The sequence below is a fragment of the Muricauda brasiliensis genome, from assembly GCF_003057865.1.
Lineage (GTDB): Bacteria > Bacteroidota > Bacteroidia > Flavobacteriales > Flavobacteriaceae > Flagellimonas > Flagellimonas chongwuensis.
Window position 1 is genome coordinate 125083 of record NZ_QBTW01000016.1, and the last position, 21400, is coordinate 146482.

21 protein-coding genes are annotated in these 21400 nt (G+C 41.4%); 9 read left to right on the forward strand and 12 right to left on the reverse strand.

Annotation, left to right across the window (positions count from 1 at the left end; genetic code table 11):
• Window positions 1–51: 51 nt before the first annotated feature.
• The 4 genes from DCK90_RS12630 to DCK90_RS12645 are packed head-to-tail and all read left to right on the forward strand — an operon-like array spanning window position 52 to window position 3906.
• Window positions 52–1419, forward strand: coding sequence for an MATE family efflux transporter (locus DCK90_RS12630; RefSeq protein WP_108246582.1), 1368 nt, complete (start codon window positions 52–54; stop codon window positions 1417–1419).
• A 35-nt stretch (window positions 1420–1454) separates the two neighbouring features.
• Window positions 1455–1682 carry a hypothetical protein gene (locus DCK90_RS12635; RefSeq protein ID WP_108246583.1) on the forward strand — a complete coding sequence of 76 codons (228 nt, stop codon included), beginning with the start codon at window positions 1455–1457 and terminating at the stop codon, window positions 1680–1682.
• Entirely contained in the window at window positions 1682–2251 is a 570-nt protein-coding gene (locus tag DCK90_RS12640) for a phosphatase PAP2 family protein (protein WP_108246584.1), read from the forward strand. The genes DCK90_RS12635 and DCK90_RS12640 overlap by 1 nt, the downstream gene beginning before the upstream one ends.
• Window positions 2248–3906, forward strand: a complete 1659-nt coding sequence (locus DCK90_RS12645; protein WP_108246585.1) for an ArnT family glycosyltransferase — start codon at window positions 2248–2250, stop codon at window positions 3904–3906. Before DCK90_RS12640 ends, DCK90_RS12645 begins: the two co-directional genes overlap by 4 nt.
• Here the strand turns inward: DCK90_RS12645 and DCK90_RS12650 are convergent.
• From DCK90_RS12650 to meaB, 3 genes are read right to left on the reverse strand one after another with little or no spacing between them, the layout of a single operon-like run.
• Complete coding sequence (locus tag DCK90_RS12650; RefSeq protein WP_108246586.1) at window positions 3903–4775, reverse strand: lysylphosphatidylglycerol synthase transmembrane domain-containing protein; 873 nt, start codon at window positions 4773–4775, stop codon at window positions 3903–3905. The genes DCK90_RS12645 and DCK90_RS12650 overlap by 4 nt on opposite strands.
• Window positions 4756–5718: a glycosyltransferase family 2 protein gene (locus tag DCK90_RS12655; protein ID WP_108246587.1), complete on the reverse strand. Its 963-nt coding sequence runs from the start codon at window positions 5716–5718 to the stop codon at window positions 4756–4758. The genes DCK90_RS12650 and DCK90_RS12655 overlap by 20 nt, the downstream gene beginning before the upstream one ends.
• A 35-nt stretch (window positions 5719–5753) precedes the next feature.
• A complete protein-coding gene (meaB, locus tag DCK90_RS12660) occupies window positions 5754–6797 on the reverse strand; it encodes a methylmalonyl Co-A mutase-associated GTPase MeaB (protein WP_108246588.1) in 1044 nt (347 codons plus the stop codon).
• Between the two features lie 210 nt (window positions 6798–7007).
• Here meaB and DCK90_RS12665 point away from each other — a divergent pair, with 210 nt between their 5' ends.
• The 4 genes from DCK90_RS12665 to DCK90_RS12680 all read left to right on the forward strand — a co-directional run bounded on the left by DCK90_RS12665 (window position 7008) and on the right by DCK90_RS12680 (window position 10142).
• Window positions 7008–7433 carry an Ohr family peroxiredoxin gene (locus DCK90_RS12665; protein WP_108246589.1) on the forward strand — a complete coding sequence of 142 codons (426 nt, stop codon included), beginning with the start codon at window positions 7008–7010 and terminating at the stop codon, window positions 7431–7433.
• 151 nt (window positions 7434–7584) lie between these two features.
• Complete coding sequence (locus tag DCK90_RS12670; RefSeq protein WP_108246590.1) at window positions 7585–8121, forward strand: RNA polymerase sigma factor; 537 nt, start codon at window positions 7585–7587, stop codon at window positions 8119–8121.
• Window positions 8111–8713, forward strand: a complete 603-nt coding sequence (locus DCK90_RS12675; RefSeq protein WP_108246591.1) for a hypothetical protein — start codon at window positions 8111–8113, stop codon at window positions 8711–8713. Before DCK90_RS12670 ends, DCK90_RS12675 begins: the two co-directional genes overlap by 11 nt.
• Window positions 8685–10142: a DUF4097 family beta strand repeat-containing protein gene (locus DCK90_RS12680; protein ID WP_108246592.1), complete on the forward strand. Its 1458-nt coding sequence runs from the start codon at window positions 8685–8687 to the stop codon at window positions 10140–10142. Before DCK90_RS12675 ends, DCK90_RS12680 begins: the two co-directional genes overlap by 29 nt.
• Window positions 10143–10224: 82 nt before the next feature.
• Here DCK90_RS12680 and msrA read toward each other — a convergent pair whose 3' ends face one another.
• Entirely contained in the window at window positions 10225–10920 is a 696-nt protein-coding gene (gene msrA, locus DCK90_RS12685) for a peptide-methionine (S)-S-oxide reductase MsrA (RefSeq protein WP_108246593.1), read from the reverse strand.
• 404 nt (window positions 10921–11324) lie between these two features.
• Between msrA and DCK90_RS12690 the strand changes: the two genes are divergently transcribed.
• On the forward strand, window positions 11325–11561 hold the full coding sequence (locus tag DCK90_RS12690; protein ID WP_108246594.1) for a hypothetical protein: 237 nt from the start codon (window positions 11325–11327) through the stop codon (window positions 11559–11561).
• Window positions 11562–11745: 184 nt separating this feature from the next.
• Here DCK90_RS12690 and DCK90_RS12695 read toward each other — a convergent pair whose 3' ends face one another.
• The 8 genes from DCK90_RS12695 to DCK90_RS12725 all read right to left on the reverse strand — a co-directional run bounded on the left by DCK90_RS12695 (window position 11746) and on the right by DCK90_RS12725 (window position 21330).
• Window positions 11746–12966 (reverse strand): sensor histidine kinase, encoded by a 1221-nt coding sequence (locus DCK90_RS12695; protein WP_108246595.1) that lies wholly within the window; start codon window positions 12964–12966, stop codon window positions 11746–11748.
• Between the two features lie 156 nt (window positions 12967–13122).
• Window positions 13123–16485 carry a preprotein translocase subunit SecA gene (secA, locus tag DCK90_RS12700; RefSeq protein WP_108246596.1) on the reverse strand — a complete coding sequence of 1121 codons (3363 nt, stop codon included), beginning with the start codon at window positions 16483–16485 and terminating at the stop codon, window positions 13123–13125.
• A gap of 134 nt (window positions 16486–16619) precedes the next feature.
• Window positions 16620–16844: a DUF2795 domain-containing protein gene (locus DCK90_RS12705; RefSeq protein ID WP_013551418.1), complete on the reverse strand. Its 225-nt coding sequence runs from the start codon at window positions 16842–16844 to the stop codon at window positions 16620–16622.
• 125 nt (window positions 16845–16969) lie between these two features.
• Window positions 16970–17527 carry a cob(I)yrinic acid a,c-diamide adenosyltransferase gene (locus tag DCK90_RS12710; RefSeq protein ID WP_108246597.1) on the reverse strand — a complete coding sequence of 186 codons (558 nt, stop codon included), beginning with the start codon at window positions 17525–17527 and terminating at the stop codon, window positions 16970–16972.
• Between the two features lie 58 nt (window positions 17528–17585).
• Window positions 17586–17747 carry a hypothetical protein gene (locus tag DCK90_RS17070; RefSeq protein ID WP_199912690.1) on the reverse strand — a complete coding sequence of 54 codons (162 nt, stop codon included), beginning with the start codon at window positions 17745–17747 and terminating at the stop codon, window positions 17586–17588.
• A gap of 17 nt (window positions 17748–17764) precedes the next feature.
• A complete protein-coding gene (locus DCK90_RS12715) occupies window positions 17765–18265 on the reverse strand; it encodes a hypothetical protein (RefSeq protein WP_108246598.1) in 501 nt (166 codons plus the stop codon).
• 2 nt (window positions 18266–18267) lie between these two features.
• Complete coding sequence (locus DCK90_RS12720; protein ID WP_108246599.1) at window positions 18268–20139, reverse strand: ABC-F family ATP-binding cassette domain-containing protein; 1872 nt, start codon at window positions 20137–20139, stop codon at window positions 18268–18270.
• Between the two features lie 21 nt (window positions 20140–20160).
• The gene (locus DCK90_RS12725; protein ID WP_234414753.1) at window positions 20161–21330 is read right to left on the reverse strand and encodes a lipoprotein N-acyltransferase Lnb domain-containing protein; all 1170 of its coding nucleotides are present in this window, start codon (window positions 21328–21330) and stop codon (window positions 20161–20163) included.
• Window positions 21331–21400: the final 70 nt, after the last annotated feature.

The following is a 21400-nucleotide window of genomic DNA, read 5'->3' on the forward strand; positions in this document are numbered from 1 at the left end:
ATAATTGTGGGCAAACTGACTATATTTGCCATCCTTTTTTAAATATCCGTTGTGTTTCAAAGCTACACCAAAGAATTTGCCTATAACTTAAAACTGTCCTATCCCGTAATCTTGGGGATGTTGGGTCACACTTTTGTGGCTTTTGCCGATAATATTATGGTGGGGCAATTGGGTACGGCCGAACTGGCCGCAGTTTCTTTGGGCAACAGTTTTGTGTTCATAGCGATGTCCCTTGGGATTGGATTTTCCACGGCCATAACGCCATTGGTGGCCGAAGCGGATGGTGCAAAGGATCAAGCGGCGGGCAAAAGCGCCCTGAAACACGGCTTGGTACTTTGTACCTTATTAGGGTTGTCACTTTTTGGGCTTATACAAGTTTCCAAACCTTTGATGCACCATATGGAGCAGCCCCCAGAGGTGGTGGAACTTGCCATGCCCTATTTGGATTTGGTGGCTTTTTCGCTGGTGCCTTTGATCATATTCCAGGCTTTTAAACAGTTTTCTGATGGTCTGTCGCAGACCAAATACCCCATGTATACCACCATCGTGGCGAATGTGGTCAATATCACCCTAAATTACCTTCTCATTTTTGGTTCTTTCGGATTTCCCAAAATGGGGATTGTAGGGGCAGCAATAGGCACCTTGGTCTCACGTGTAATCATGGTAGCGTTTATTTGGTATCTGCTCCAGCGAAAAAAGAAATTTGAATTCTACGTGACCCATTTCAACTTTAGAAGCATCGAAAAGAAAGTGATGAAAAAAATCATCAATCTTGGTTTTCCATCCGCGTTGCAGATGTTTTTTGAAGTTGCCATTTTTACCGCGGCCATTTGGTTGAGCGGGGTACTGGGCAAAAATGCGCAGGCCGCCAATCAGATTGCCTTGAACTTGAGCAGTATGACATTTATGGTAGGGACCGGGCTTAGCGTGGCGGCAATGGTCAGGGTCGGAAATCAAAAAGGACTTCAGAACCATAAAGAATTGAAGCGAATCGCTGAATCCGTATTTTTCTTGACCTTGCTTGTGGAAATAGCCTTTGCCGCCATTTTCCTATTGGGAAGACATTGGTTCCCTACGATTTATTTGGATGTGGATGACATAGCCAACCAGGCCGATAATAGCGAAGTGATTTTTATTGCGGCCAAACTGTTGTTGGTGGCGGCCTTTTTTCAGATTTCTGATGGTCTCCAAGTGGTGGTTTTGGGTGCCCTACGTGGTTTGCAAGATGTAAAGGTACCCACACTGATTACTTTTATTGCCTATTGGTTAATTGGTTTTCCGATCAGTTATTACCTGGGGTTGCATACCAATTTTGAAAGCACAGGGATTTGGATTGGATTGTTGTCAGGGCTTACGGCATCGGCTGTAATGTTGTATCTTCGATTCAACTTTTTGACGAAGAAACTTATAACGCAATAAGAGGCATTCCTAGCTAGGAATCAAAATAAGAACACATGGAGCTACCTAAATTTTTATTGGCCGACAATACGGATTTTCCCGAGGCCATTTTTATTGTACATACCGAATACCCACGATTCATCATCAATCTGGAGAATGATGAAGTGGAATGGATGGAAGAATTCTCCAAACAAGATGAAGCCGATTTATTGGAAGAAGCGGAAAGCCTAATTGAGGCCGCCACGGCTTTTTATGACCGGGAAGTTTCCAGATACGACCAATAATGCTGGAACAATTACTGCAACACGATAAAGAACTGTTTTTGTTCCTTAACGGATTGGGAACCGAGACTTGGGACGGTTTCTGGATGTTTATGACGACGACCAGAAACTCGGCACCACTTTATCTGTTATTGCTTTATTTATCCTATCGAACTTTTGGTTGGAAGGGAACTGGAATAATTTTGGTTTCCATTGCTTTGTTGATTACTTGTACCGATCAGCTGTCCAATTTTTTCAAGTATGGTATCGGTCGCTTGCGTCCCTGCCACGAACCTGATGTGAGCAGCGCAATGCGCTTGGTAAAAAGCTACTGTGGTGGACAATTTGGGTATTTTTCTGCGCACGCGGCCAACTCATTTGGCCCAGCGATTTTCTTTGCCGTATTGTTCAGAAATAAGGTGAAATATATTTCTTGGGTTTTGCTGCTTTGGGCCTGCATTGTGGCCTATAGCCGTATTTACATCGGCGTGCACTATCCGTTGGATGTGATTACAGGAGCCTTTGTAGGCTCACTGTTCGGATGGTTGTGGGCCAAGTTGGCTATATTTGCTTTTCAAAAAATAGGGGTATGATCTCAACCGCTAGATATTGGTTTTATATTGGATTGATTGTGTTGGTGTACATCATTGGCATGTTTGTAACCTTAATGGAGAACGATTCTGCTCAATTTGCGGTAATGGCCATGCGGATGGTTCAGGAAAATGATTTTTTGAGCCTTTTCAAAGGTCCCGAAGAGTATCTGGACAAACCGCACATGCATTATTGGTTGGCAGCACTTTCCTATAAAATTTTTGGCATTCACGATTGGGCATACCGCATTCCCGGTATTTTGTCAACTTTGTTAGGTGCCTATAGCTGCTACGGTCTTGGTAAATTGTTATACAATAAGGATGTTGGTCGATATGCCTCATTGATTTTTATGACGGCCCAAACCATGGTCTTGGCCAACATTGATGTCCGTACCGATGCTGTTTTGACTGGATTTACGATATTCTCCATTTGGCAATTGGCCACTTATATCGAAAAGAATACCTTAAAAAGTATCGCTTTGGGTGCTTTTGGAGCTGGAATGGCCTTTTCCACCAAAGGGCAGATTGCCTTAGTGGTCATTGGAATCTCGATACTTTGCCACTTGGCCTATACCCGAAAATGGGAAAGATTGCTCAATTGGAAGTTACTGGTTGCATTAGTTGTTTTTTGCTTAACTATTACGCCCATGTTATATGCCTATTACCATCAGTTTGATTTGCACCCTGAGAAAGTAATTCGCGGCAAGGATCACCGTAGTGGTATCTTCTTTATTTTCTGGGAGCAGAGCTTTGAACGGATGAGTGGCGAAGGCGTAGGGAAGAACAGTAGCGATTTTTTCTTTTTCTTCCATACCTTTTTGTGGGTGTTCCTGCCTTGGACGGTTCTTGCATTGATTGGCTACTGGACCAAAGTAAGAGCCTTTTGGGAAGCGAAGTTCGCTTATAGGCCCAATTTAGAATTTCTGACCGTGGGCGGGATTTCCATTTTGTTCCTTCTCATCAGTTTTGCGCAGTTTAAATTGCCGCACTACATGAATATCCTGATGCCGTTATATGCGATCCTATCAGCAGCTTTCCTATATGTTTTGCACCAACAGGAAAAATTGAAGATGGCAAAAATCATCTTGGGTATCCAGTATTTTATATTGGGATTGGTAGTGGTCTTTGCCCTGTTGGTAAGTCTCTATGTTTTCAAATTGGAATATTGGTATAACTATTTGTTATTGTTGTTGGCACTCGTATTGGTTACATATCTTCTTTTTCAAAAAGAAGCCGTATACACTAAAATTGTAACGGTCGCTATTTTGAGTTCAGTTCTGTTGAATGGTTTAATGAATGCCCATTTTTACCCAAAACTGCTCGAATACCAAGGCGGTTCCAATATGGCGGAAAAGGTGCGGGAGAACAATATTCCCGTGGACAATATTTATAAGGTTTCCGAAAGATATTCTTGGTCGTTGGATTTCTATAACAAAAAGCCTGTTGAAATAGTTTCAATACCGGAAATTGCCAAAAAGGACGATGTTTGGGTCTACGCCACGGATGAAGAATTAAAGCAATTGAAAGACAATGGAATTGCTTGGGACGAGCAAATTACCGTGGATCAATTTCGCATTACCCGATTGCAGATCAAATTCCTGAACCCGAATACGAGAGAAGATAAATTGAACAAAATGCATTTGGTGCATTTGGACTAATCTACCGATTCCAACTTTGGCTTATTGAAGTGGTAGATGACACCGAAGAGCGAAGTAAGTGCCGTAATCAAAAAGAAAGTAAAGCTAATGCCAATGGATGTGCTCTCATCCAATCCCAGCCATTTTGCCCCGTATAAAAAGGTGACCTCCCTACTTCCAATCCCTCCAATGGTCAATGGAATAACGGAGACAATTGAGGAGACCAGAAATACAAACAGGTATTCAATACTATTCAGGTTAACGGACAAAGATTGCAAAATAAAGAGTACACAGATTAATTGTGCCAATTGTACCAACGCCGAGAGTCCCAAAGATTTCCAAAAAACCGTTAGAGTAGTGGTAAAAAAGGTCTTGTTCGCAAACCAAAATACTGAAATGCTCAGCGGAATGGCCGCTATGAGCAACCAGTAAAAGGTTTGGAAAAATTCATTTTCTGAAAACAGTGCAAGTGCACAGGCATACACAAAAAGCAAGAGCATGCCGCTTAATCGATCTAAAAGCAAACTTGAAATCACTTTTTTGGTGCCCGGTTGAAACTCTTTTTGGATAACGAAGCCCTTATAGGCATCGCCGCCAATCCCTCCCGGTAAAAAGAGGTTGTAAAACATTCCCAACAGGTACAGTTTTAAGTTGCTCAACTGGGAAACCTTAGCCCCGACTTGATGAAAGTACAAGTTGGTACGAAAGGCGGATAAAACTTTGGACAATACAAAAAACAGTAAAGCCAAGAATAAATATAATGGGTCGCTCTTTTTTAAGGTTTGGAGAACATCTTTCAACTCTATTTTGGTGAAAATAAAGTAAATCAGTACCGCACTGATGATAATCTTCAAGGCGGTTATGAGCTTTTTACGCAGCTTTTCCGTCACCTATGCTTATTTTTTTGATGCGATATGGTCTCTTCTGCTGTGATTCGTAGTAGGTTCTAATCAAAAGTTCCATTACAATTCCGATGGTAAACAATTGGATTCCACCGACAATAAACATCATCCCGAAAATGAGCAGCGGTCTCGTACCGATATCTTGATCAAATTCTAGCTTAACGATTAGTAAATAAATGTTGATCAAAACTCCAAGGATGACCAACAAAACTCCAAAAATCCCAAACAAGTGGATGGGGCGTTGAAAGTATTTTCTAATGAAAAGTAACAGCATCATGTCCGCCACAACTTTAAAAACACGCTCTAGGCCGTATTTGGAAACCCCGGCGTGCCTTGCATGGTGCTTTACGGGAACCTGCTTTATCTGTGCGCCTTCCAAATGGGCCAAAAGCGTAATAAAACGATGCATTTCGCCATATAAATTCAGGCTTTTTGCAATATCTTTGGTAAAAACCTTGAGGGCACATCCGTTATCCTTGATGTCCAATTTAGTGACCCTTCTCACCAAAAAATTGGCGATTTTAGAGGGTATCTTTTTAACCAGTGAGTCCTTTCGCTTTTGACGAATACCCGTCACAACGTCATATTCCTCGGTAATGGCGTATTGCAACATGTTTGGAATATCGGAGGGGTCGTTTTGGAGATCTCCATCCATCGTGATGATATATTCTCCTTCGGCATAATCAATCCCGGCAGCCAGGGCCAAACTCTGGCCATAGTTTTTTTTCAATTCAATCAAATGGACTCTCTTGTCATCCATTTCCTTGACCTTGATTCGGGTTTTGTCGGTAGAAAAATCATCTACGTATACAATTTGATAATTGTACCCTTCAAGGCTTTCATTGATTTTTTGGGTCAAAAGGACCACATTGTCCTCCTCGTTGTACAAAGGAACCACTATAGATAAAAGGGAATCGGTGACGGTGCTCATTCAATATAAAATCTGTGCAAATTTATTGCTTTTATTTAAAGTTCCTTGGTAATCTTGTCCAATAGGAGTTTCGCTGCATAGAAAGGCGAAATTTTATGCTCTTCGATTTCTATCAACAATTGGGCCTGTTCTATTTTAAAAGTTTCTTTTTGATGGAAGAATTGCTTGATCTGTTCATCCACGGTCTGAAGGAACCAGTTTTTGTTCTGTTGCTGTCGGTTCTTTTCAAAAAAGCCGTTTTCCTTGTTGTGTTCCACGAATTGCTGCACCATGTCCCAGATTTCTTCAATGCCGGTTTTTTCCATGGCGGAACACTTCATCACCTTGGGTACCCAGCCATTGGCTTTGGGAGGATAAAGGTGCAAGGCTCTGGAAAATTCAGTTACGGCCAGCTTCGCATGTTCCAAATTACTTCCGTCTGCTTTGTTAATGGCTATGGCATCGGCCATTTCCATGATTCCTCTCTTAATCCCTTGGAGCTCGTCTCCGGCCCCTGATAATTTCAGCAAAAGGAAAAAATCGACCATACTGTGTACCGCAATTTCACTTTGTCCAACACCTACGGTTTCCACCAAAATAACATTGTAACCTGCAGCTTCGCATAGTATGATGCTTTCCCGTGTTTTTTGTGCCACACCACCCAATGAGCTACCAGAAGGGGAAGGGCGAATAAAGGCATTCGGGTCTTTTGCCAAGGTTTCCATTCGGGTTTTATCCCCTAAAATGCTGCCTTTACTCAATGAACTGGTCGGGTCCACGGCCAAAACGGCAACTTTGTTGCCTTTTTCCGTCAAGGTTTTGCCCAAGGTTTCTATAAATGAACTTTTACCGACTCCGGGAACCCCCGTAATTCCCAAACGAATACTGTTCGTGGGTCGGGAAAGACACTTTTCTATAACGGCATTGGCTTTTTCAAAATGGGCTGTTTTTGTACTCTCCAATAAGGTGATGGCTTTGGCAAGCATAGCTTGGTTGCCATCAAAAATTCCCTGAGCCAAAGCATCGACAGAAAGTTCTTGTTTTCTGAGTGACTTGATTTTGGAAATGGTATCGGAAGGTATCTTGTTCTCTTCTGCCAAGTGTACGGTTCATCAGTTTGTACGAATTTATAAAGATTTTACGGGTTTGTTCGGACTTTGCTCGGTTTTGCCTCTTTATTTTACCATCCATTTCACAAAAATTTAATATCTGTTAAAGCGGACTTCCGCAAGCAAAGTGGTACCTTATTCGTTAAATGATCGGTAATCATAAGAGGTGCCGATTTTTACGAACCTATAAACATTTAAAAGATGAAGACTATTTTTGAGGCCCAGGCCACTAATACAGGAGGAAGAGCAGGACATGTAAAGAGTGAAGATGGCGTTTTGGATTTTCCTATTTCAATGCCCAACTCCAAGGGTAAACCTGATCCAAAATCTACAAATCCAGAGGAGCTTTTTGCTGCCGCATATTCTACTTGCTACGCAGGTGCAGTAGAGGCTGTTGCCAAAAATCACGATATTGATGACCTTGGGGATTTTAGCGTTACCGCTATTGTTGCCTTTAATAAGGAGGACGATGGGTTTTTCTTGGAGGTTACGTTGGATACCTATTTGCCCACGGTAGATAAGGAAACAGGTGAAACTATTATCAACGAAGCACATGAAATGTGTCCGTACAGCAAGGCAACGCGTGATAACATCACAGTTCACCTAAATTTATTATTGGACGAATAAACTGTGTAACTTTTTAATAATGAGCCCCGTTGATATGTTCAACGGGGCTTTTTTTGTTAAAATTGAATAAAAAACGTCCTAATTTGCAACGTTGCATTTTTTGCATCGTCATTAGTACAGAACAACTAAAAAACCAGACATAGAACCAAGTGTGCTCCATATTGAGCTTGTAGAAAAGTGCAAGGCGAACGACCGTCAGGCACAAATGCAACTGTACCGTCAATATTGTGATGGTATGTTCTGTGTGGCCATGAGGTTCCTAAAAAATGCGGATGATGCGGAGGATGTGCTTCAAGATTCATTTATTAAAGCATTTCAGCGAATAGGACAGTTTAAGGGTGATGTTACGTTCGGGGCTTGGTTGAAAAGAATTGTAGTGAATGGCAGTATCGATTTCTTAAAATCGAAACATCAGCGAACAGTGGAGCTTAATGAAAGTTATTTGCAAGTGGCAGAGGAAGATGATTGGTCGGTGGAGGAAGGAATTTCTATTGAACAGGTGAAAGAGACGATAGAGGAACTGCCCCAAAAATATAGATACGTAGTGCAATTGTTTTTAGTGGAAGGGTATGACCATCAGGAAATTTCTGAAATACTGGGAATAACCGAAACGGCTTCGCGGACCCGATTGCTTCGAGGAAAAGCACAATTAAAAGATAAACTAAAAGATTTGGCTTATGGCACGTGATCTTAGAGAATTATTTGAAAAGGAGAGAAAGCAGAAAAGCTTTAAAATGAAGGAAGGGCATGAGGATCGCTTTTTTGCCAAGTTGGAAAAAGAGTTACCAAAAGACCCTCCCAAGCGAAAGGTGATTTCACTTTGGATGCAGATTGCCGCATCGGTTGTGGTTGCTGTGGGCTTGTCGGTCTATTACTTCAGTGGTAATGGAGGAACGGTTGAACCTGATGAAAAGATAACCGTTGTGGACAGGGATAATCCAAGTAAGGAGGCTCAAGGCATTTCCTTGGGCGACCTATCGCCAGATTTGAAAAAGATAGAGACCTATTATACCACCAATATTAACCTACAGTTGTCGGAACTGGCCGATGACCCTGGTAACAAGGAGCTTGTGGGCAGCTATATGGACCGATTGGCGGAACTGAACAAGGAATACCAAAGACTTAATCAAGAATTGAACGATTATGGTCCCAATGATCAGACGATAGGCGCACTCATCAATAACCTGCAGTTGAGATTGCAGTTGTTGCAAAAGTTAAAATCAAAGTTGAATCAATTAAAATCATCAAAAAATGAACAGGAATCATCAAATATTGTGTAGCGGATTGTTTCTGGCCTTGGTCGGCTTTACCGGCCAAGCGCAGGAGAAATCCAAAACCTACAAGGAAACCTTCGATGTCAAAAACGACACGGAATTGAGCATCAATACGAGTTATGCCGATATTGAGTTCGAGACTTGGGCAAAGGACCAAGTGGAAATCACAGCTGTAATCGAGCTGGAAGGCGTAGATCAAAAAGATGCGGATTTTTATTTTGAGCAGGATCTGGTCAAAATAATGGGCAATAGTAAGGAAATTGAGGTAAGCACAGAAGGTGCGGGACCTAGCTATGATTATGATTTTAGAACGGTGAACATCGATATTCCAGATATGCCGTCGGTGGCAGAAATTATCGCCAATGTTGAAATTCCGGAAATCCCTGAAATCATTATTCCAGAAATAGCGGTGATGCCCTCCATGCCACCGTTACCTCCTATGCCACCTATAGATTTTGATTACGATGCCTACAAAAAGGATGGTGACAAATACATGAAGGAATGGAAAAAGGAGTTTGACAAAACCTTTGATAAAGAGTATAAGGAGCGTTTTGAGAAATGGGGAGAAGAGATGGAGAAAATGGCAGAGGAACGCGAGGCCAGAAGAGAGGAGATGAGGGAAGATAGGGAGAGATTCCGTGAAGAGCAACAGGAAATACGCAGGGAGATGCAAGAACAAAGGAGAGAGCAACAAGAAGAGATACGCGCCCAGCAGGCTGAAATCCGAAAAGAGCAGGCAGAACTTAGAAAGCAGTTACGGGAAGAAATCAGAGTAAATGGAAGCCCCAATGTATTTTATTTTTCATCGGGAGGTAAGCATAAAGAGTATAAGGTCAAAAAACGAATTATCATCAAAATGCCGAAGTACATTAAGGTAAAAATGAATGTACGACACGGCGAGGTAAAATTGGCAGAAAATGCTAAAAACATCAAAGCAAGCTTGTCTTATGCAAGCTTGCTTGCCTCAACCATCGAAGGTGCCAGCACCGATATTCGGGTTTCATACTCTCCCGTAGTGGTTCAAAACTGGAACTATGGCAGCCTTAGTGCCGATTACTCGGATAGGGTCAATTTAAAAGAAGTAAAGAATTTAAAACTGAATTCTGTGTCATCCAATGTGGTGATTGGTAGGGTAGCCGGCAAGGCTTTGGTGACCAATAATTTTGGCGTATTGAATATTGATGAGGTATCCAATGGTTTCAACTCTATTGATATATCCTTGGAGAATGGTGAGTTGGATTGTAAACTGCCCGAGACGCCCTATGTTATTTCGGTAAATGAGACGACTTCAGGTTTTCAGTATCCCAAGGCGCTAAAACTAACATCGATGAAGAATCAAGGGGGTAATTTATACACAGGTTACCACATTAGCAAAAATGATGGTAAGACCATCAAAATCAATTCTAAGTACAGCGAGGTGGTTCTAAAGAACTAGCTTCAATCGCCAGTCCCAAGGAACCACCCCGAACCTATTGGTCGATATAACTCTTCAACGACCAGTGCCTACCACATTATCTTCAGTGAACATCTTCTTTCAGGTAGGACTTAAAATTTTCTTTAAAGCGATTTAATCTAGGAATAGATACATTTCTGATATAGCTGTTGTTTGGATTCCGCCTTTCGTAGTCCTGATGATACTCTTCAGCCTTGTAAAACTTTTCAAAAGGTGTGACCTCAGTAACTATACTACGGTCACCATATACATTTTCGGCTTCCAACTTGGCTATATAATCCTGAATGATTTTCTTTTCCTTATCATTCTTGTAAAACGCAATGGAACGATACTGTGCTCCACGGTCTGGACCTTGTCTGTTCAATGAAGTTGGATCATGCGAACCAAAGAAAACCTGTACCAATTGTGTGAATGATATGGTTTCTGGGTCGTAATATACTTCTACAGCTTCGGCATGATGGGTCCTGCCATAGGAAACTTCTTCGTAGGTGGGATTTTTTTCGAACCCACCGGAATAACCAGAATATACTTCCTTAACGCCCTTTACGCTTTCAAAAATGGCTTCAACACACCAAAAGCATCCACTGGCAAAATAGGCGGTCTTGTATTTTTGAAGTTCTTCTGAGCTCAACTTAGCTATAGAATGGTTTTCGGACTCATTTGTTTGAGCTACTTCTTGATTGTCGGATTTGTTCTTGGGTTGACAACTTATTGATGCCAACAGCAGCAGAATTAAAAATGGAGTTCTCACAGATTTCATTTTAGTTTCTTCTTTAGTAGTAATAAGATACCAACAATTACTTATATAGCCGTTAAAAAATGTTAATCATCGTCTATTGGACGGATTGAACGCCAGCATTGGCGGAGTATCAAAAACGTAGGAAACAACCAGTAACAACTCAAGTTGGACTACATATATATAATCTTTTTCTTACAAATAAATTATTGCCTTTCAGTGGGTTACAGATGAACTGCAAAGCGGATTATCGATGAAATGCACATGCGTTCGGTATGTTGTTTTTGGACCCAAAAACGTTCGTCGTCGATAAAAAACACTTTAACCGATAAAAATTTATTCACCGACAGAAAAATGTCATTGAGCGATGGAAATCGAGTCGGGGTTGCAGGTGAAAGTACTTTTACATCGTAAAACAAACAGAACAAATGAAAACAATTTTCACCATCATCGCAGTAACTTTTTTCGGAACAATGGCATTTGCCCAAGATATCTCAAAGGAAGCTAAAGTGGATACACTAACAATGGGTGTTGAGTTGAAAGTTGAATTCAACCAAACAATCAGAAAGGATAGAAAAACAGTTAGATTGTACAAGTTCAAAAACTCTAAAATCAAAAAGGAGCTTTCTTTTAAAACAAAGAACGATAAGTCTAAATTGGCTTAATCATGATGTTGGATATGTTGATACCTTTCTTGTTGTCGTTAAGTATTGCCTTTGTTTTAGCAAGCATAGCATTCTCTTTTAGAGAAAGAAAATTATAGAAGTTTAAGTTTATATTGGAAATAGATAGGAATGGTCGGTGTAAGCCGACCTTTTCATTTTAGCCAAATCTTGGACCTTGTTTGGTCTACTGGTCCACAGAGTTGAACTGTTCTATGACTTCTTCAAATTCAATGGTGTAGTGAGTACCTTTTTTGTCGTAGTCCCTGGTAATGGTGCCCCTAAGCTGCCTCGCCAAGTTGTAGATAAGCTTTAGCCCAAGCGAGTTGGATGTTTTCGGGTTTATTTCCTCCGAATATCCGATACCATTGTCCCCAAGGTGCATTTTGTAACGGTTATCATCAATTCTTTCTACAGAGACATGGATTTCACCATTTTGGACTTCTGCAATTCCATACTTTAGTGCGTTGGTAATGGTTTCATTGATAATCAAGCCCAAGGGAATCACCGTGTCAATGCTCAACTTGTAATTTTTGATGTCCAAATTGACTTTAACGTCATTCACACTTCCTTTGACGGACCTGACCAAATAGTCGCACAATTCTTGAACGTATGGTTTCAGTTCTATTTTGGATAGATAATCATCACGCTTGTAGAGCATTTCGTGTACCATGGCCATTGATACTACCCTGTTTTGGCTACTTTTAATGATATTACTGATTTTACTATCGTCGATAGATCTAGATTGTAGGCTCAGCAAGCTCGAAACAGTCTGTAAGTTATTTTTCACGCGATGGTGTACCTCTTTCAGAAGTATCTCTTTTTCATCTATACGTTCCTGAATTTCATTACGTGATTTGTACAACCTATGGTGGGCACTTAAAAGGTTCTTACCAAATACTCCTCCCAATAAGTAAACAGCAAACATTGCACTCAAGTAAGCAAACCAATCGCGCGATTCTAAAGGGATTGTGTTTTCAGATATCTTGAAATCACCTGTATCATACAGGAACAGGAGGGTGAGAACGGCCAAATTTAATATGAGGTACAATTGGCCAAATACTTTTGTGGTCACATAACCGGCAAACACTATTATCGCCAAAACAAAAACGAACGGGCTATCTATACCTCCGCTGTATAGGGTAATAACAATTGCACCCAACATAGACAAAATGGAGGTGAAGTTATAGGTGAGCACTAATTTTTCATGTTCCTTGTAAAGCAATGTATTTATAAGATTGATGATTGCATAGCCCCAAAAAGTATATGGAACAATACCATCTATACCCAAAAAGAAGTAGCATACCAATCCAAAGATGGCAGCAAAGAAGGAAGAATTATAATTTACCTTTAGTATCAAAGTAACTTTGTCTTGTATCCTATATGTATCCTTATCAGGACTTTTCATATGCTGCGTGTGAATATGCCTCTATCATAAAAAGGTTGAATCGGTATGATAGAGTAGCTTTATGGGGTGTTTTATGATGTAAATCTAACTATGTTTTTGATATAAAAAAAGTGGCAGCTTTAATAACTGCCACTTTAGGTTTCTATTTGAGATGGGTTAGTCGTTGACCAAGACCCATTCTCCTTTGTCTATAAGGGGTTCGGCCTGTTTATACTTTACCGTTTTACTTTCCCCTGACATCACATTTTTAATGGTGACCCTATCATTTCTACCGATTTTCGGTTTTTCCCGAACAATGGTTTCAGTTACTTGAGGACGCTGCCCTTGGGTTTGGCCTGCAGCCCTGTTCTGTGCGGCCAATTCGTCGCTGTTTGGTATTTCCTCTTTAGAAGTCTGAATGTTCTCCTTAGGTCGGCGAACATTTCTTGCCTCTTGAATCTGAGAGGTGTTCTCCGAGGGTAATTCCCCTTTGAAAAGGAAGGAAATTACTTCTCGATTCACTTTATCGATCATTTCCTTGAAGAGTTCAAAAGCTTCGAACTTATAGATCAATAATGGGTCTTTTTGCTCGTGAACCGCCAATTGCACGGACTGTTTCAATTCATCCATTTTACGCAAATGCGTTTTCCAAGAATCGTCGATGATTGCCAGTGTGATGTTCTTCTCAAAATCCGTAATCAACTGTTTTCCATCGGTATTGTAAGCCTTTTCCAAATTGGTAACAACGTTCAAGGATTTGATGCCGTCCGTAAATGGAACTACGATACGTTCAAACTTGTTGGCCTCATCTTCGTATACCTTTTTGATGACTTGGAAGGCAACCGTGGCACTACGTTCCATTTTTTCTTTGTAGTACTTGTAGGCCTCGTCGTTGACTTTATTGGCAATCTGTTGAAAGCTCAATTTTTTGAACTCTTCTTCATCAATAGGTGATGTAATGGAGAAATATTTAATGAGCTCAAATTCAAAGTTTTTGAAATCATCGGCCATTTTGTTGGTTTCCGCAATGGCTTCGGAGGTATCATAGATCATGTTGGCGATGTCCACTTTTAGACGTTCACCTTCCAATGCGTGTCTTCTTCTTTTGTAGATAACCTCCCGTTGGGCATTCATTACATCATCATACTCCAACAAACGCTTACGGATTCCAAAGTTGTTCTCCTCCACCTTTTTCTGAGCACGCTCAATGGATTTCGTCATCATGGAGTGTTGAATAACTTCTCCATCTTCCAAGCCCATACGGTCCATCATTTTGGCCACTCGGTCAGACCCGAACAAGCGCATCAGGTTGTCTTCCAAAGAAACATAGAACTGGGAACTACCGGGGTCTCCTTGACGTCCGGAACGACCTCTTAACTGTCTGTCCACACGTCTGGAATCGTGGCGTTCCGTACCAATAATGGCCAAACCACCTGCTTCTTTTACCTCTGGGGATAATTTAATATCGGTACCCCTACCGGCCATGTTGGTGGCAATGGTTACTATACCGCCCTTACCGGCTTCGGCAACAATATCGGCCTCTTTTTTATGGAGTTTCGCGTTCAATACATTGTGAGGAACCTTGCGGACGCTCAACAATTTGGATAATAATTCCGAAATCTCAACAGAGGTGGTACCAATCAATACAGGCCTGCCCGATTGAGATAGTTTCGTAACCTCGTCAATGATGGCATTGTATTTTTCCCGTTTGGTCTTGTAGATCAAATCTTGTCTGTCGTCACGGGCAATGGGTCGGTTGGTCGGGATTTCCATCACATCCAACTCATAGATTTCCCAAAATTCGCCTGCTTCTGTTACTGCTGTACCCGTCATCCCTGACAGCTTGCTGTACATTCTAAAGTAGTTTTGTAGGGTAACTGTCGCAAAAGTCTGGGTCATGGCCTCGATTTTTACGTTCTCCTTGGCCTCAATAGCTTGGTGGAGACCGTCGGAATACCTACGACCGTCCATGATACGACCTGTTTGCTCGTCCACGATCATTACCTTGTTGTTCATCACCACATACTCCACATCCTTTTCGAACAGGGTGTAGGCTTTCAACAACTGGGTCATGGTATGGATGCGCTCGCTTTTAATTGCGAAATCCTTGAAGAGTTCTTCCTTGAGTTCAGCTTCTTTTTCAATCTCGAGGTTTTGGTTCTCGATTTTGGCAATTTCACTACCGATGTCGGGCATCACAAAAAATTCTTTGTCCTGATCGGTAGAGATGCTTTCAACCCCTTTATCGGTCAATTCGATTTGATTGTTTTTTTCGTCGATAACAAATAATAGGTCTTCGTCCACTTTTGGCATTTCCCTATTATTGTCCTGCATGTAGAAGTTTTCGGTCTTTTGAAGTAATTGCTTAACCCCTTCTTCACTCAAAAACTTGATGAGTGCCTTATTTTTAGGAAGTCCACGGTGAACCCGTAGCAACAAGAAGCCACCTTCCTTAGTGTTACCTTCCTTAATCAATCTTTTGGCTTCTGCCAAAACGCCGGTTAAATGCTGACGTTGTTTTTGGACGATATCCGAAACCTGTGGTTTTAGTTCATTGAATTCGTGACGGTCTCCTTCGGGAACCGGACCGGAAATTATCAAAGGTGTACGGGCATCATCGATCAATACAGAATCCACCTCATCCACAATGGCGTAGTGGTGCGGACGTTGTACCAAATCATCTGGGGTGTGCGCCATGTTATCGCGGAGGTAGTCAAAACCAAATTCGTTGTTGGTTCCGTATGTAATGTCCGCATTGTAAGCAGCTCTTCTTCCATCGGAGTTGGGTCGGTGTTTGTCGATACAATCCACGGAAAGTCCATGAAACTCGAACAAGGGAGCCATCCAAGCACTGTCCCTTTTTGCCAAATAGTCGTTTACCGTTACCAAATGTGCGCCTTTTCCGGCCAATGCATTGAGGTAGAGTGGGAGGGTAGCTACCAAGGTTTTACCTTCACCTGTCTGCATCTCGGCAATCTTACCTTGATGTAGTGCAATACCTCCGATAAGCTGTACATCGTAGTGTACCATGTCCCAGGTAACTTCTTTTCCAGCGGCATCCCATGAGTTTTGCCAAACCGCTTTGTCGCCTTCCAAGGAGACATAATCCTTATCTCCAGAAAGCATTCTGTCGAATTCACTGGCCGTTACGGTTAAGGTTTCGTTGGCCGCAAATCGTTTTGCGGTTTCCTTTACCACGGCAAAGGCTTCGGGAAGGATATCTTCCAGTGTTTTTTCGGAAATTTTATAGGCTTCTTCGTTGAGCTTGTCGATTTCGGAATAGATTTCTTCGTTACGATCAATGTCGTTCGAATTTTCCACTTCGTCTTTTAGCTCGGCAATTTTATCGTTGATCTCTTTACAGTCTTCAGCTATTCTTGCTTTAAAAGATGTAGTTTTTTGTCTCAGTTCATCATGTGACAATCCTTCAAGTTGTTGCTCAAAGGATTTTATCTCTTTTACCAAAGGTTGTAGGGACTTTACATCCTTCTCCGATTTATCTCCTACAAAAACCTTAAGTACGGAATTAATAAAACTCATGAAATGTTTTTTCTTTTGATTGTCAAAAGCCGTTCCATTGATGGGATTACGATGGAATTCTTTGGCCAGGCTGTCAAAATTACATAAAAAAAAGCCTCAAATGAGACTTTTTAACGTGGTTTGTGCTTTCGGATCTAATATTCATCCTCATTCCAGAGGTAGTCCTCTTCGGTGGGATAATCGGGCCAAATTTCTTCTATTGACTCATATATCTCGCCTCCTTCTTCCTCCATGGATTGTAAATTTTCTACAACTTCCAACGGCGCTCCTGTTCGAATGGCGTAATCTATCAGTTCGTCTTTGGTTGCTGGCCAAGGCGCATCACTTAAATATGAGGCTAGTTCTAAAGTCCAGTACATAGTAACGGTTTGATTTTAAATTTTTTGCAAAAATAATTTTTAAACTCAATCTGCCAAGTAAAAACACCATTATTTAAAAATTATTTTATTGTTGACAAAACATTTAGGGCAAAAAAGCGATTTTGTCAGTCCAACTTCTCTGGAATCCACTTGACCTCTTGGGCATGTAAGTCTTTGGACAACTTGCGTGCCAGAACAAATAAATAATCAGAAAGTCTATTAATATAGGATAAGACGTTCTCCGGCACTGGTTCATTCTCATGCAAGTAGGAAATCATACGTTCGCCACGACGGCAAACCGTTCTGGCAATATGACAGTATGACACTGTGGTGTGCCCTCCCGGAAGAATAAAATGTGTCATTTCCGGAAGCTCCTCGTTCATTTTGTCCATTTCCTGCTCCAAAAACTCAATATCTTCTGAACTTATACGCGGAATCTTAAGTCTATTGTCCTTTTTGGGCTCTGTGGCCAATATGGAGCCTACGGTAAAAAGCTTTTCTTGGACAAAGGAAAGTGTTTTTTTGGAATGTTCATCCATATCCTGGTCCCTCAAAAGCCCTAAGTGGGAGTTGAGTTCATCAATGGTACCATAACTTTCAATGCGAACGTGATGTTTGGGTACACGGGTGCCTGTAAATAACGATGTGGTGCCCTTGTCTCCAGTTTTGGTATATATTTTCATTTTTTCAGTAGTCAGGGATGCTTACTTGTATTTCTGGATAACGCTGATTGTAAATTGATCAGTGCTCATTGTTTTTGTCGTGTTGACGTTTTCCCTCCATAAACTTGCGGGACTTTCTACGCTTGGTCGCTTTCTTGTTTCTGAACAAAATAATCAGATAGATAAGTCCCAAAACGGCCAGTATGTACCAAATGGTGTTATCTGTAGCTATATTTTCCATAACCTAAAATTACCGTTTTAAATTCGAATCGTGAAATGTTCCTTTGCCTGTTCCCTTCGAATGGAAATAAGTCCGCAATGATACATATCTATGCTTACTGTGATTTCCGGTAAGGCAATCAAATGCTTCCATTGGTCCAAGGCTTCCTTGTTTTTATACATCGAGTCGATCAATATAATACTGTCGTTATGCAATTTTCCTTCGGAATATATTTTTTGAAATAATAGCACGTCCATTTCATCTACAAAAAGAAGGTCCAAGAGTTTTTCATCAAATCGAATTTTGGGAAAAGTCTGTTTCACCACTTCTTTGACCTCGGTATTATTTTCAATGCTGATATTTTGAAAACTAAAATAACCTATGGTCTTGAGTAATGTATTGATGCTTTTGTTCTTGTGAAGTCTTTTTTTGGAATAGAGGCATTTTGTCACATATAGGAACACAAAAGGGGAGTGCACACCATGCTGATTGGTGGATTTGGATAAAAAGTCTAGATATGAAGTGAATTGGAACCACATTTTTATCCTTCTAAAATGGAAGAAAGCTCGAACCAGCGCTCTGTTTTTTCTTCGATGGCATCGGTTACTTCTTTAAGTTCAATGGAAATGTTGGCAATTTCGTCTCCATCAAGCTCTGGGTCTGTAAACTTGTTCTGGAGTACTACTTTCTTTTCTTCCAATTTTTGAATGTCCTTCTCCAACTGCTTGTATTCCTTTTGCTCGGAATAGGAAAGTTTGCCACCACTCGTATCCCGCCAATTGTTTTCCGTTTTTTCTGAAGATGTGGTCTTGTTTTCGCGCTCCTCTATAACTTTACTGCTCTCGTATGCTCGATAATCCGAGTAATTGCCAGGAAAATCTTCAATAATACCTTCTCCTCTGAACACAAATAAGTGATCTACGATTTTGTCCATAAAGTATCGGTCGTGGGAGACCACGATCAAGCATCCGGGAAAATCCAATAAGAAGCTTTCCAGTACGTTCAACGTAACAATGTCCAAATCGTTGGTAGGTTCATCCAGAATCAGGAAGTTCGGATTTTGAATGAGCACGGTGCATAAATACAGTCGTTTCCGTTCCCCGCCACTTAGTTTTTCAACAAAATCGTATTGTTTTTTACGGTCGAAAAGAAAACGCTCCAAAAGTTGCTGCGCGGAGATTTGTCTTCCCTTTTTTAAAGGGATGTAATCCCCGAACTCACGAATCACATCAATAACCTTTTGACCTTCTTTATCTGGGATTCCCTTTTGGGTGTAGTATCCAAATTTAATGGTGTCGCCAACCACAACCTTTCCGCCTTCTACATCTTCTTGTTGTGTAAGGATATTTAAGAAAGTAGATTTCCCCGTTCCGTTTTTCCCGATAATACCCACGCGTTCCCCTTTGGTGAAGTTGTAGTCAAACTTGTCCAAGATGGTTTTGTCCCCGTAGGATTTTGAAATATTGTGCAGCTCCAAAATTTTACTGCCCAAGCGCTCCATGTTGAGTTCTAGCTGTACCTCGTGCTCTTGTCGACGTTTGTGGGCACGCTGCTTTATCTCGGCAAAATCATCAATCCGGGATTTTGATTTCGTTGTACGGGCCTTGGGCTGCCTACGCATCCAATCCAACTCCTTCTTGTAGAGCATTTTGGTCTTTTGTCGCTCTACGGCTTCCCGTTCCATCCGGGCATCTTTTTCGTTCAGATAGTACGAGTAATTGCCTTTGTAGGTGTATAACTGATTGTCGTCCAGCTCCAAAATTTCATTGCAGACCCTATCCAAAAAGTAGCGGTCGTGCGTTACCATGAACAGGGTGATGCTTTCCTTGGCAAAGTAAGCTTCCAGCCATTCTATCATTTCTAGGTCCAAGTGGTTGGTAGGCTCATCCAGAATCAATAAGTCTGGTTTGTTGAGCAGCGCATTGGCAAGTGCCAGACGTTTCTTTTGTCCGCCGGATAATGTGCTGACCTTCGCATCAAGTTTGGAGAGCTGTAATTGAAAAAGTATTTGCTTATATTGAGTCTCAAAATCCCAGGCATTCAGTCGTTCCATGGCCTCGAAGGCCTTTTGGTACTGTTCTGTATTCTCTGGATTCTCTACGGCTTTTTCGTAATTGGCAATTACCTTTAGTATTTCGTTGTCGGTAGTGAAAATGGTCTCTTCAATGGTCAAGTTCGGGTTCAGGTCGGGCTCCTGCTCCAAAAAGGAAATTTTGATGCCCTTGCGCGAGGTAACTTGACCCGTTTCGGAAGTATCCTTTCCCGACATGATATTGAGAATAGAGGTTTTGCCGCTCCCGTTTTTAGCGATGAGGGCTATCTTTTGGTCTTTGTTGATTCCAAAGGAAATATCGGAGAAGAGCACCAGCTCTCCATACGATTTTGATATATTTTCGACCGTTAATAAGTTCATGGATGTTGTTTGTGGGCCAGCCTATAATTTGGAATACCTGATGATGTAAAGGTATCGAATGGCCAGCGTCAAAAGTAATGGAATAACTACAGGAGAAAAAATCTGGACCTTGATTATCCAAAGCAAAAGCACTATGCCCATTAACCCCAGAGCCGTCCACAGGTATTTTGGTGCCCATTGGGGTATCTTATCTTGAAAAACCAAGGCAAAAGCGACGATAGCGTTGGCGGGGAATGCCCATAAAATATTAAAATTATATGGGGTGGAAGTGTGGTCCGCCGCCACCCAGAGCAAAAAGAGAAAGGTTCCAACCAATCCTGTGATGAACAGCAGGGAAAAGTCCAGCCAGCGGCTTCGAGTTTTATGTTTGTAATCAAAATAGGTGATAATCGCCGTAAAAGCCATCAACATCAAAAACCAAAAAAGGGGTGAGAGCGGGAAAAAGCTCTGTTGAAGGTGTTCGCTATAGTCCAAAATGGTCCGCTCCCTTTTTATCAAAGGCTTTCCGTTAAGTGAGGTGTGCCTCAGTTGCTCCATGGCATAGTAAGGCAAAAACATGTGTTCTTGCACCGTGGCTTTTCTGTCAACAGGAGAACCAAAGGCGAGGTCAATGCCAAACATGGACCATGTATTAACGGCCATAAACTGGCGTACCAATTGCCGAAAAGTGTATTGTTTGTCAAGATATGAGCCATCAAAAACAATGGCATCTCCAAATTGTTGTTTTAAAATATCGCCTGTAATGCTGGAACAATTGTTCAAAAGCGGGTCGTACAGGTAATCCCTGTTCTCGGGCAGATAGTTTTCTTCAAAAAAGGCAAGGAGCTGATTGCGTTCCTCAAGACTGAGGTCTAGAATCTGCTCTTTTACCCATCTTTTTTCCAATTCGTACTCATACAGGAAAGCTTCAAAACTTCTGCGGGAAAGGGAGTAGATCATTCTGCCCTTGGTGAAGTTGAGGTAGAAGTTAGGTTGGTCAAAATCAAAAGTTCCGTAATTATAGACCACATCTATTCCGAGTGCCGGGTCTTGCACGCGAAAAGCGCTATGGCCAAAAGCATAGTACAATTCGTCTCCTGCGGCACAGGTGAGCAGGCTTACTTGTGCATTTTCCGTGAGTTGTGGAGCTTGGGCAAAAAGGAACTTCCCAATAATGAAGCAAAAAAATAATAGATGGAGCCTTCGTCTCATTTGTTCTGTTGTCAGAACAAATATCAGAATAAAAACGACTCGGCCTACTATCCGTTGTGTACAGTTTGAT

Coding starts and splice junctions, on each gene's coding strand:
- DCK90_RS12725 (WP_234414753.1), bottom strand. CDS start 21,330: ATGAGACGAAGGCTCCATCTATTATTTTTTTGCTTCATTATTGGGAAG.
- DCK90_RS12715 (WP_108246598.1), bottom strand. CDS start 18,265: ATGTGGTTCCAATTCACTTCATATCTAGACTTTTTATCCAAATCCACC.
- DCK90_RS12665 (WP_108246589.1), top strand. CDS start 7,008: ATGAAGACTATTTTTGAGGCCCAGGCCACTAATACAGGAGGAAGAGCA.
- DCK90_RS12640 (WP_108246584.1), top strand. CDS start 1,682: ATGCTGGAACAATTACTGCAACACGATAAAGAACTGTTTTTGTTCCTT.
- msrA (WP_108246593.1), bottom strand. CDS start 10,920: ATGAAATCTGTGAGAACTCCATTTTTAATTCTGCTGCTGTTGGCATCA.
- DCK90_RS12675 (WP_108246591.1), top strand. CDS start 8,111: ATGGCACGTGATCTTAGAGAATTATTTGAAAAGGAGAGAAAGCAGAAA.
- DCK90_RS12720 (WP_108246599.1), bottom strand. CDS start 20,139: ATGAACTTATTAACGGTCGAAAATATATCAAAATCGTATGGAGAGCTG.
- DCK90_RS12705 (WP_013551418.1), bottom strand. CDS start 16,844: ATGTACTGGACTTTAGAACTAGCCTCATATTTAAGTGATGCGCCTTGG.
- DCK90_RS17070 (WP_199912690.1), bottom strand. CDS start 17,747: ATGGAAAATATAGCTACAGATAACACCATTTGGTACATACTGGCCGTT.
- DCK90_RS12695 (WP_108246595.1), bottom strand. CDS start 12,966: ATGAAAAGTCCTGATAAGGATACATATAGGATACAAGACAAAGTTACT.
- DCK90_RS12655 (WP_108246587.1), bottom strand. CDS start 5,718: ATGAGCACCGTCACCGATTCCCTTTTATCTATAGTGGTTCCTTTGTAC.
- DCK90_RS12680 (WP_108246592.1), top strand. CDS start 8,685: ATGAACAGGAATCATCAAATATTGTGTAGCGGATTGTTTCTGGCCTTG.
- DCK90_RS12710 (WP_108246597.1), bottom strand. CDS start 17,527: ATGAAAATATATACCAAAACTGGAGACAAGGGCACCACATCGTTATTT.
- DCK90_RS12645 (WP_108246585.1), top strand. CDS start 2,248: ATGATCTCAACCGCTAGATATTGGTTTTATATTGGATTGATTGTGTTG.
- DCK90_RS12635 (WP_108246583.1), top strand. CDS start 1,455: ATGGAGCTACCTAAATTTTTATTGGCCGACAATACGGATTTTCCCGAG.
- DCK90_RS12690 (WP_108246594.1), top strand. CDS start 11,325: ATGAAAACAATTTTCACCATCATCGCAGTAACTTTTTTCGGAACAATG.
- secA (WP_108246596.1), bottom strand. CDS start 16,485: ATGAGTTTTATTAATTCCGTACTTAAGGTTTTTGTAGGAGATAAATCG.